We start from the raw sequence: 11,173 nt of genomic DNA, 5'->3' as shown, positions 1-11,173 counted from the left end.
TCCGAGTCAGCTCGGCGAGCAGCTCTCCCGGCCTGGCTGCACTTCTACAATCACCACAGACCCCACACCGCCATCGGAAAGCTCCCACCCATCAGCCGCATTTCAAACAACCTGGCTGGGCACTACATCTAGCGACGCCCCTCCCCTGTCACGGCCGTGCGGCCGGGCTGCCGTCAGGCGCAGACCTCGTAGGGCGGCTCGTCCTCGCGGGTGAGCACGACGGACTGCGCCGCGTCCTGACCCTCCAGATACTCGAAGAACAGCGCGCCGTCCTCCGGGTCGTCGTCGGACACCCAGAGGAACACGCGCCCGTCCATGCCGGAGGAGAGCTCCTCGGCCTGCGGGTACACGGCCCGCACCTCGTCGCGCGTCGACCCCAGCCCGACGTCGCCGTCCTCGGTGCGCGGGCCGACGCCCGTCGGGGCGTCCGGCCCCCACTCCACCGCGATGGTCTCGATCGGCCCGGGATCGGTCTGCTCGTCTCGGGCGAACCACACGGTGAACGCCCCGTCGGGCGCGTTCCAGTACGCGGTCCAGCCGCAGGCCTCGTCGTTCGTCCAGTCCCCGGCAGACAGCTCCGCCAGCGTCTCGTCGAAGTCCTCGCCGATCTCCAGCGGGCCGATCTCGCCGTCCTCGATCTGCCACGTGGACGGATCGGCGACGTCCTCCTGCACCGGCGGGGCGGACGTGCCGGTGGGCGCGGGGGTCGTCTCGGTCGGCGTCGGGGCGTCCTGCGCGGGCGCCGAGCTCGTCTCGACCGGTTCGGCGGACGGCGCGCATCCGGCGAGCAGCGCCGCCGTGAGCAGCGCCGACGCCGCCGCGGCGCCCGATCCCGTGAAGCGGTTGCGGTTGCCTGGCATGACCCTCTCCTTCGTCTCGGTCTGCCCGAGGCTACGACCGTGGACGGTGCCACGTCACCCCGTTGCGCACGGCGCGGATCGGCAGTAATTACGCTGGAGGGATGCGCTCAGCCCTCCGCTCCGACCTCGCTGAGCGCCTGCTGCCCTGGTATGCGCGGGAGAAGCGCGACCTCCCGTGGCGCGCGGCGGGCTTCGGCGCGTGGGGCGTGCTGGTGAGCGAGTTCATGCTGCAGCAGACGCCGGTGAACCGCGTGATCCCGCGGCTCGAGGCCTGGCTCGCGCGCTGGCCGACGCCCACCGCCCTCGCCGCCGACCCGCCGGCCGAGGCGGTGCGGCAGTGGGCCAACCTCGGCTACCCGCGTCGGGCGCTGTGGCTGCATCGCGCGGCCGTGGAGATCCGCGACCGTCACGACGGCGTCGTGCCGCGCGACGTGGACGCCCTCCTCGCGCTGACCGGCATCGGCGACTACACGGCCCGCGCTGTCGCCGTGTTCGCATACGAGGACCGGCACCCGGTGGTCGACACGAACACGCGACGCGTGATCGCCCGAGCCGTGCACGGCAGGGCTCAGCCTGGTCCGCCGCACCGTCGCGACCTCCAGGAGATGGACGCGCTGCTGCCCGCCGATGACGCCGAGGCCGCCGTGATGAACGCCGCCATGATGGAGCTCGGCGCGGTGGTCTGCACCGCGCGCTCGCCTCGGTGCGACGCATGCCCGGTGCGCGATACGTGCGCGTGGGTGCAGGCGGGCAAGCCGGAGACCCCGGACCTCCGCCGCCGCCAGGCGCGCTACGAGGGCAGCGACCGGCAGGCGCGCGGTGCCGTGCTGCGCGCGCTGCGCGACGCCACCTCCTCGCCCGCCACGGGGCTGCCGCAGGAGGCGGTCATCCCCGACTGGCCGGACGCGCTGCAGCGCGACCGCGCGATCCTGTCGCTGCTCGACGACGGCCTCGTCGAGGTCGACGACGGCGTGCTCCACCTGCCGCGGGCGTGACACTCGTGAGTGCCATTCGGCACTCACGAAGAGAGCGCGAGTGCCATTCGGCACCCGCGCTCGCGTCACTCCGCCTCTTCGCCCTCGCGCGGCTTGAGGTACGGGTCGGCCTCGCCCGCGTACTTCGCCGAGGCGGCGATGCCGGCCACGGCCTCGTCGCGCTCGCGCGCCTCTCGCAGCAGCGCCGTGAGATGGTCGGCGGTCTCGGGCAGCGCGTCGGGGATGAACTCGAGCGACGGCGTGAGCCTCGTGTTGAGCTGCTTGCCCACCTCGCTGCGCAGCATGCCCGTCGCCGACTTCAGCGCCGCGGCCGAGCCGGCACGCTCCTCGTCCGTGCCGTACACCGTGTAGAACACGGAGGCGTGCTGCAGGTCGCCCGTGACGCGCACCTCGGTGATCGTGACGAAGCCGAGGCGCGGATCGCGCAGCCCCTTCTCGAGCCGCTCCGCCAGGATCACCCGGATGCGATCCGAGAGCCTGGCCTGTCGTTCCTGACCCGCCATGGAGTCCTCCTTGAGTGAAGCGGCCCTGGTGGGCGCCCCGGCGACACAGTGCCGGGGGCGCCCACCAGGGCCAGTGTCTCAGACCTCAGGTCACGTGCGAGGCTTCTCGACCATCTCCGTGGTCTCGATCTCGTCGCCGATCTGGATGTCGTTGTACTTGCCGAGCCCGATACCGGCCTCGAAGTCCGTACGCACCTCGGTGACGTCGTCCTTGAAGCGGCGCAGCGACTCGATGGCCAGGCCGTCGGCGATGACCACGCCGTCGCGGATGACGCGCGCCTTGGCGTTGCGCGTGATCGTGCCCGAGCGGACGATGACACCGGCGATGTTGCCGAACTTGGACGAGCGGAAGACCTCGCGGATCTCCGCGACGCCCGACTGCTTCTCCTCGAACTCCGGCTTGAGCATGCCCTTGAGGGACTGCTCGACATCGTCGATCGCGTTGTAGATCACCGAGTAGAACCGGATGTCGACGCCCTCACGCGACGCGGCCTCGCGGGCCTTCGCGTCGGGACGCACGTTGAAGCCGATGACGATCGCGTTGTCGATCGTCGCCAGGTTCACATCCGACTCGGTGACGGCACCCACACCGCGGTGGATGATCCGCAGCTGGACGCTGTCGTCGACCTCGATCTTGAGCAGCGACTCCTCGAGCGCCTCGACGGCACCCGACACGTCGCCCTTGATGATGAGGTTGAGCGACTCGACCTTGCCCTCCTCGAGAGCACGGGTGAAGTCCTCGAGCGACATCCGCTTGCGGGCCTTGGCCAGCTGGGCGTTGCGCTCCGCCGCCTCGCGCTTCTCGGCGATCTGACGGGCGGTGCGGTCCTCGTCCGTGACGATGAACGTGTCGCCGGCACGCGGCACAGAGTTGAGACCCTGCACCTGCACCGGACGCGAGGGCCACGCCTCGTCGACGTGGTCGCCGTTCTCGTCGATCATGGCGCGAACGCGGCCGAAGGCCGTGCCCGCGACGATCGCGTCTCCGACCCGGAGCGTTCCCGACTGGATGAGCACCGTGGCCACCGAGCCGCGGCCCTTGTCGAGCTTCGCCTCGATCGCGACACCGCGCGCCGCCTTGTTCGGGTTGGCCGTGAGGTCCAGACCCGCGTCCGCCGTGAGCAGCACGGCATCGAGCAGGTCCTGGATGCCGGTTCCCTGACGGGCCGACACGTCGACGAACATCACGTCGCCGCCGTACTCCTCGGCGACCAGACCGTACTCCGTGAGCTGCTGGCGCACCCGGCCTGGGTTCGCCTCGGGCTTGTCGACCTTGTTGACCGCGACCACGATCGGCACGCCGGCCGCCTGGGCGTGGTTCAGCGCCTCGACCGTCTGCGGCATGATGCCGTCGTCGGCCGCGACCACCAGGATCGCGATGTCGGTCACCTGCGCGCCACGGGCACGCATGGCGGTGAACGCCTCGTGACCCGGGGTGTCGATGAAGGTGATCGCGCGCTCGACCTCGTCGTGCTCGGTCCAGATCTGGTACGCGCCGATGTGCTGCGTGATGCCGCCGGCCTCGCCCTCGACCACGTTGGTCTTGCGGATGGCGTCGAGCAGTCGCGTCTTACCGTGGTCGACGTGACCCATCACGGTCACCACCGGAGGACGGATCTCGAGATCGCTCTCGTCCTCGTCCAGGAGCTCCTGCTCGAGGTCGAGGCCGAAGCCCTCGAGGAGCTCCTTGTCCTCGTCCTCGGGCGAGACCATCTGGATCTTGTAGCCGAGCTCTTCGCCGAGGACCTCGAAGGTCGCCTCGTCGAGGGACTCGGTCGCGGTCGCCATCTCGCCCAGGTTGAACAGGATGGTGACGAGCGTGCCGGGCTGCACGGTGTAGCCGCGCAGCGCCTCGAGCTTGTCGGCGAAGTCCGAGATGGACGCGCCGCGGCGCAGACGGATCGTCTCGCCGTTGCCCTTCTGGACGTTGACGCCGCCGACGACCGGCGCCGACCGCATCTCGAACTCTTGACGCTTCGCGCGACGCGACTTGCGCTGCTTCGACTTGCCGCCGCCCTTGCCGAACGCGCCGGCCGTGCCACCGCGACCGCGACCGCCGGGACCGGGACGACCCGGGAAGCCACCGCCACCGGGACCGCCGGGGCCACCACCGGGACGGAAGCCGCCGCCGCCACCGGGACGACCGGCTCCACCCGGACGCTGCTGGAACGGCGCGCCGGGACGACCCGCGCCACCGGGGCGGCCGGGACGTCCGGGACCGCCCGGGCGCGGGGCGCCGGGACGGGGGGCGCCGGGACGCGGCGGCTGGGGCTTCGGGATGTTGCCGGGCGACGGGCGCTGGCCCATGCCCTGAGCGGACGCGAAGGGGTTGTTGCCGGGGCGCGGGCCGGCGGGACGCTGCCCCATGCCCTGCGACGAGGCGAACGGGTTGTTGCCGGGGCGCGGGCCACCGGGCTTCGGCGCCGGAGCGCCGGGCTTGGGCGCGGCGGAACCGGGCTTGGGCGCCTCGGCAGCGGGCGCGTCGGGTGCGGCGGGCGAGGCCGAAGCCTCGGCCTGGGGGGCCGGCGCCGCGGGGCTCGCCGCAGGGGCGGCCTCAGCCGGCTTGGGGCCGGGCTTGCCCGGAGCCGACGGCTTCGCCGCGGTGGGGCGCGCAGGCCCCGGTCGGCCGGCGGGCTTCGCCGGTGCGGCGGCCTTGTCGGCCGGCTTCGCGCCGCCCTCGGCCTCGAACGCGGCGCGCAGCTTGCGCGCCACCGGAGGCTCGATGGTCGACGACGGGCTCTTCACGAACTCGCCGAGCTCCTTGAGCTTCGCCAGGGCGACCTTGCTGTCGACGCCGATCTCCGCAGCGATCTCATGTACGCGTGGTTTTGCCACAATTCTCCTGTCTGGGTGGTCTACCCAGGACAGGGCAGACCTCTAAAGGCGGACGGGTCTCATTTCGAGCCGTTCACTTTGTTTCCATAGCCGTTCAGCCATTCCTCGAAGGTCTGCGTGTCGAGCGGGCCCGACACGCGCAGTGCTCGTCCGAAGGCGCGGCGCCGCAGGGCGTTCTCCGCGCACTCGCGAGTGGGATGAAGCCACGCACCCCGCCCGGGCGATGCCTTTCGCTCGTCGACGACGAGCTCGAGACCGCGCACGACCACTCGAAGGAGAGCGGTTCGGGGGGCACGCGTGCGACAGCCGACGCACGTTCGTACGGGTTCCATCTTACACCTCCGTCCCCGACCGCTGACCGAGGCGTCCCTCGCCTCGGAGGGTCTCGACGCGCCTCGCTCGGAGCGACGCGCGTGGGCCCAGACCTCTTACGCGCCGTCCTCGAGGATCGAGTCGGGCTGGATGTCGATCTTCGCCCCCGTGAGCTTGGCGGCGAGGCGGGCGTTCTGCCCCTCCTTGCCGATGGCGAGCGACAGCTGGTAGTCGGGCACGAGCGCGCGCACCGCCTTGGTCGACTCGTCCAGCACGAAGCTCGACGTGACCTTCGCGGGCGAGAGCGCGTTCGCGACGAACTTCGGAAGCTCCGGGTTGTAGTCGACGATGTCGATCTTCTCGCCGCTCAGCTCCTCGGTGACGGCGCGCACGCGCCGCCCCAGCTCGCCGATGCACGCGCCCTTGGCGTTGATCGACGGGTCGTTGGCCTTGACGGCGATCTTCGTGCGATGCCCCGCCTCACGAGCGAGCGAGGTGATCTCGACGAGACCGTTCGCGATCTCGGGCACCTCGAGCGCGAAGAGCTTGCGGACGAGTCCGGGGTGCGTGCGCGACACGGTGATCGCCGGCCCCTTCGTGCCCTTCGAGACGCTCGTGACGTAGACGCGCAGCCGCGATCCGTGGGCGTACTCCTCGCCGGGCACCTGCTCCTCGGGCGGCAGGATCGCCTCGACCGAGCCGAGGTCGACGTGGATCATGCGCGGGTTCGGCCCCTGCTGCACGACGCCGGCGACGATGTCGCCCTCCTTGCCGCGGAACTCGCCGAGCACCGCGTCGTCGGCGATGTCGCGCAGACGCTGGCTGATGACCTGCTTCGCGGCGTACGCGGCGATGCGCCCGAAGTCCTCGGGCGTCGTCTCCTCCTCGCCGATGACGGCACCCTCGTCGTCGAGGACCGGCACGTGGATGCCCACGTGGCCCGTCTTGCGGTCGAGCTGGGCGCGGGCGCCCTCCGGCACCTCGCCGTTCTGCGAGACGTGCTTGCCGTAGGCCGTCAGGATCGCCTGCTCGATGATGTGCACGAGCTCGTCGAACGGGATCTCCTTCTCGCGCTCGACCGTTCGCAGCAGCCCCAGATCGATGTCCATGGTGACCTCCCTAGTCAGCCGCCCGCTGGCCGACGACCAGACCGGACAGACCGAAAGTCTCCGCTCTCCGCGGAGACTTTCGCGTCAGTTCTCATCGGCGTACGTCGCGCCGATATCCCTCTGACATTACCGGATGCGGCCCGCCGCCACGCTGGGAAGACAGCGGTCCCGCCTCCGCATGGAGACGGGACCGCGTGTCGGGCTGTCAGCAGGCTCCGGCCGCGGCCCAGGGCCCCCACTGGTCGCCGGGAAGCTGGTCGCGCGTCCACCACCGGGCCTCGAACACCCGGCCGTCGTGGACGACGCGCTCGCCTCCCGTGTAGACCTGCGAGGCCGTCCATGCCGCCGCGACGCCGTCGGCGCACGCGACGATCTCGCCCTGCTCCATCCACGATCCGGTCGTGGACGTCCCGGGCTCCTCCGTCGTCCACCACTGCGCGACGTACACGGCGCCGTCGTGGGAGACCCTGTCTCCGCCGACGTAGACCGCGCCGGCCTGCCACGCGGGCGCCGCGGGCTCCTCGGGCTGCGGCTCGACCAGCGTGAACACCACGGTCGTCACGTTGCCGGCGAGGTCGAGCACCTCCAGCGTGTTCTCGCCCAGGACAGCCCCGAACCGGCCCGGGACGACGCCGTCGAGATCGCTCCAGCGGTCGTCGACGAGATCCTTCACGACCCCGTTCAGCACGACGCGGTCGATCCTGCCCTCGTCGAACAGCTTGAAGCTGACCCTCTCGTAGACGCCGTCGGAACCGATCGTGTCGCCCTTCACGGTCACCGTCGGCGCCGTGACGTCGACCGGCTCGGTGGGCGCGTCCGGAAGGGCGAGCCCGACGATCTCGGGGTTGTGGTCGCTCGCGCGGAACACCGACTCGTCGTACAGGATCGTCGCGTTGTAGTTGTAGCGGCTGTACTCGAAGCCGACCTGCTCCTGCGCGTTGATCTGCCACACGTCGACGCCGGTCACCAGCTCGAGGCCGCCGGCGTTCGCGAACACGTGGTCGAGCGAGCCGTCCATGCCGTCGAAGTTGTAGGTCGCCTCGCCGCCGCCCAGCGCCACGTTCAGCTCGGTGTAGCCGGCCTCCTCGATCACCTGCACGGGGTCCTCGGACGAGTACGCGTTGAAGTCGCCGGCGAGGAAGACGTCCTCGATCCCGGTCTGCTCGATCAGCCCCGCGACGAAGTCGACGAGGGCGTGCGCCTGACCGACGCGGTCCGGGTTGGCCAGGCCCTGGCCGGTGCCGTCGTCGGTGCCCGACCCCTTCGACTTGAAGTGGTTGACCGACACGAGGAACGCGTCCTCGTCCGACCCGCCGGCGGGCTTGAAGGCCTGGACGAGCGGCTCGCGCGCATTGTCGAAGTTCTCCTCGTCGATCAGGATGTGCGACTCGCCCACCGGGGCGATGTCCGCCGGCTTGTAGATGAACCCGGTGCGGATGACGTCCTCCTGCTCGACGGCCGGACGCAGCTCGGGGGACGGCACGTACTCCCAGACGTCCTCGCCGGCGTCGGCGTTGAGGGCATCGACGAGCTCGGCGATCGCGAAGTCGCGGTCCTTGCCGAAGTGCGCCGAGTTCTCGAGCTCCTCGAGCGAGACGATCGACGCCCCGAGGCCGTCGATGGCCGCCACGATCTTGGCCTGCTGACGGGCGAGGTTCTCCTCGTCGGCCGCCCCTCGCGGCCCGTTCGGGTTGCAGGAGTTGTTGGCGATCCGGTTGCCGTCGCGATCCGTGTAGAACGTGCACGTGCCGAGGCCGGAGGCCACGAACTCCTCTCCCGTGGTGGGGAAGTAGTTCAGCACGTTGAAGGTGGCGAGCCGGACGTCGCCGCCCACGTCCTGCGGCTGGAGGTTCTCGGTGCGCGTGTCGCTGAAGGCGACGACCGCGGCGCCGTCATCGGTCACGGGCGTGGTCGGCTGCAGGTTCCACAGGTCGTTGCGATACTCGAGCACGACCGGCTGGCGGAACGTGGCCTCGGAGCCGACCCGCACGGGGTTGTCCGGCGTGAGGTACGGCAGCGGCGTGGCCTTGTTCGCCGCCGAGTTGAAGTTGAGCGTGGCGCCGTCGTCGAGCGTGATGAAGCGCGACGCGTTCTCGTCGCGGATCGCCTGCAGGCCCGCCGTGTCGTCGGCGTCCGCATACTCGGTCGGCGTCCTGAGGGCGCCCTCCCCGTCGGCCAGGCCGAACGAGCCGTAGAAGTTCGCGTCGTAGTTGTCGGTGACCGTGAAGGATCCGGACGGCAGGACGAGCTCGCCCTCGTGCGCCTCCTTCTTCTCGTCGCTGTCGAGCAGGGACCAGTCGGCCAGCGGCGTCACCGTGCCGAGAGCCTCGTCGAGCACCGTCACCCCGCCCGCGCCCGGGGTGATCTGGGTGGTCGGCACGCCGGTGCTGCTGTTCTGCGGCACGTACTCGCTGACCGTGCCCGTGACCCGAACGCTCTGGCCGATCTCGGCGCGGGCGTTGGACCCGTAGACGAAGACCGCGTCCGACCGGCCGTCCGTCGGGTCGCCCGCCGGATCCTGCACGTAGAAGCCGTTCATGCCACCGGTGCGATAGTCGGCGGTGACGACCCCCTCGACCGTGACCGTGGTGCTCTCGAGCGGCGACCGCTCGCCGTCGCCCTGGACGTCGGCGATCCGCACCGTCTCGCCCGGGACGGTCGGAGTCGGAGTCGGCGTCGGCGTCGGCTCCGGCTCCGGCTCGGGCGTCGCCGCACCGGAGTTCTGCGGTGTCGGCTCGCCGGCCGCGAAGTCGGCGGAGTTCACGTCGCTGTCGGCGCCGCCGTCGGCGCGGAACGCCGCCGTGGTGTTGCTCAGGGCCGGCGCCGCCGCGCCCTCGTAGGTGGTCGCCGACCCGAAGCCGATCGCGTCGATCACGCCCTCCGCGCCCGCGATGTCGCCCGAACCGGAGAAGCGATCGGCGGAGGCCAGCAGCAGCACCTGTCCGTTCGCCGCCCCCATGTTGAGCGTGCCCACCTGGTCGGGGGCGGGCAGCGCCGTCGTTCCGCCCGATCCCTTCGCCTGCTGCACGAGGAAGTGCCCGCCCGGCGCGATCGTCCCGGTGAGCGCCGTCACACCGCCGGAACCGCCCGTCGCGGAGCGGTACTCGAGGCCCAGCCCGTCGAGCGCCACCGGCTCGTCGGTCGGGTTGTACAGCTCGACGAAGTCGTGCGTGTAGACGGCGCCGCTGTTGCCGCCGCCACCGTAGACCTCGCTGATGACGACGCCCTGGCCGTCGGGAGCGGCGAGGGCCGCGGCGGGGGCCAGAGCGGCGAGGCAGCCGGTCGCGAGCGCTGCGCTCGCGATGCCGGCGACGCGGCGATGCGTCGTGCGGGATGAGGACATGCGGGGCTGCTCCGATGGGGTCGCGCGGACGGGGACGGGCCGACACGAGGAGGCTACGCCGCGCGTCGGACACGTCAGGTTCTCAGAGCGCGGCGGCGCCGCGATTGCCGCGAGGTTACGGCTCGGGAAACGCGGCCTCGTGCGCCCCGGGCCGACCTCCGTCAGTCGGTGACGCGGTCGAGGAAGGCGACCGTCGACGCGAAGGCCGTGCGGGCGTCCTCGAGGTCGAGATGGAACTGGTACTCGTGCGGCAGAGCGGGCTCGTGGTCGTCCGGGTAGAACACCGGCGTGACGTCGACCCCCAGCCCGTCGAGCCGCTCGGCGAGCCGACGCGACTGGTTCGGCGTGAGCGGGTCGTCGTTGCCGCCGGAGATCCAGGTCGCCGGGAAGTCCGCCGTGACCCAGTCGATCGTCGACATCTGCCGGTCGCCGGCCGATTGCGACCAGTCCCGGTCGCCGAGGTACGCCCACAGCGCCACCCGGAACCCCCAGCCGCCGATGCCCGGCGCGTTCGGGATGCCGCTGACGTCGTAGATCCCGCAGTTCAGCAGCACGCCGCGCAGCTGCGACGGCGTCAGCGACGGGCGGATCCCGAGCTCGGCGGCGTAGTCGGGGTTCGTCGTGAGCGCGGCCAGCTGGCTGGTGAGGTTGGCTCCCGCCGAGTCGCCCGCGATGACGATTCGCGACGGGTCGATGCCATGCTCGTCTGCGTGCTCGACCAGGAAGGCGAGGGCGTCGTTGAGCTGTCCGACGGCGGTCGGGTAGCGGCTCTCCGGGCCCAGCGAGTAGTTCAGCGAGACGGTCGTGTAGCCCTCCGCGGCGAGCATGCGCACGTAGGGTCGGACGTCCTCCTTGAAGCCGGAGATCCAGGCGCCGCCGTGGATCCACACGACGGTCGGCAGCACCTCGCCGTCCCGGTCCTCGGGCGAGAACACGTCGAGGGTCGTCGCGTCGCCCGCATCGCCGTAGGACACGTCGAGCGTCTCGCGGATGCCGCTTTCGGGCTCGTACGTCGACATCTCCGCCACCGTGTCGCGCGCGCCCTTCTCGAAGAGGGCTCGGATCAGCATCGCCGCCGGCCACGGCGACACCAGCGAGGCACCCACCAGGCCGGCCACGACGACGAGCGCGCACAGCGGGACGAGCCGTGACGCGCGCCGGTACCAGGGGCGCCGGGACGGATCGCGCGCGGTCATGCGGTCACTCTGTCACACGG

At 71.3% G+C, this 11,173-nt stretch carries 9 protein-coding genes; 2 read left to right on the top strand and 7 right to left on the bottom strand.

The genetic code is table 11. The features are described from left to right. Positions 1–132, top strand: a 132-nt coding sequence (locus tag K5S26_RS16405; RefSeq protein ID WP_221859294.1) for an integrase core domain-containing protein, incomplete at its 5' end; no start/stop codon positions are given. A 41-nt stretch (positions 133–173) separates the two neighbouring features. On the opposite strand, the gene K5S26_RS16400 is transcribed toward K5S26_RS16405, so the two are convergent. Then, entirely contained in the window at positions 174–860 is a 687-nt protein-coding gene (locus K5S26_RS16400; protein ID WP_221860187.1) for a hypothetical protein, read from the bottom strand. A 101-nt stretch (positions 861–961) separates the two neighbouring features. Between K5S26_RS16400 and K5S26_RS16395 the strand changes: the two genes are divergently transcribed. Continuing rightward, the gene (locus K5S26_RS16395) at positions 962–1,855 is read left to right on the top strand and encodes an iron-sulfur binding domain-containing protein (RefSeq protein ID WP_221860185.1); all 894 of its coding nucleotides are present in this window, start codon (positions 962–964) and stop codon (positions 1,853–1,855) included. Positions 1,856–1,920: 65 nt separating this feature from the next. On the opposite strand, the gene rbfA is transcribed toward K5S26_RS16395, so the two are convergent. The 6 genes from rbfA to K5S26_RS16365 all read right to left on the bottom strand — a co-directional run bounded on the left by rbfA (position 1,921) and on the right by K5S26_RS16365 (position 11,153). Further along, a complete protein-coding gene (gene rbfA, locus K5S26_RS16390; RefSeq protein ID WP_221860183.1) occupies positions 1,921–2,358 on the bottom strand; it encodes a 30S ribosome-binding factor RbfA in 438 nt (145 codons plus the stop codon). Between the two features lie 90 nt (positions 2,359–2,448). Next, positions 2,449–5,193 (bottom strand): translation initiation factor IF-2, encoded by a 2,745-nt coding sequence (infB, locus tag K5S26_RS16385; RefSeq protein ID WP_221860181.1) that lies wholly within the window; start codon positions 5,191–5,193, stop codon positions 2,449–2,451. Positions 5,194–5,252: 59 nt separating this feature from the next. Then, positions 5,253–5,456, bottom strand: coding sequence for a YlxR family protein (locus K5S26_RS16380; RefSeq protein ID WP_308123037.1), 204 nt, complete (start codon positions 5,454–5,456; stop codon positions 5,253–5,255). Positions 5,457–5,621: 165 nt separating this feature from the next. Then, complete coding sequence (nusA, locus tag K5S26_RS16375) at positions 5,622–6,614, bottom strand: transcription termination factor NusA (protein WP_221860177.1); 993 nt, start codon at positions 6,612–6,614, stop codon at positions 5,622–5,624. Positions 6,615–6,819: 205 nt separating this feature from the next. Further along, complete coding sequence (locus K5S26_RS16370) at positions 6,820–9,957, bottom strand: ExeM/NucH family extracellular endonuclease (RefSeq protein WP_221860175.1); 3,138 nt, start codon at positions 9,955–9,957, stop codon at positions 6,820–6,822. Between the two features lie 161 nt (positions 9,958–10,118). Next, positions 10,119–11,153, bottom strand: a complete 1,035-nt coding sequence (locus K5S26_RS16365) for an alpha/beta hydrolase (RefSeq protein WP_221860173.1) — start codon at positions 11,151–11,153, stop codon at positions 10,119–10,121. Positions 11,154–11,173: the final 20 nt, after the last annotated feature.

Source organism: Microbacterium marinilacus (assembly GCF_019753765.1).
GTDB lineage: Bacteria > Actinomycetota > Actinomycetes > Actinomycetales > Microbacteriaceae > Microbacterium > Microbacterium marinilacus.
This window is presented reverse-complemented; position numbering and strand designations above follow the sequence as displayed.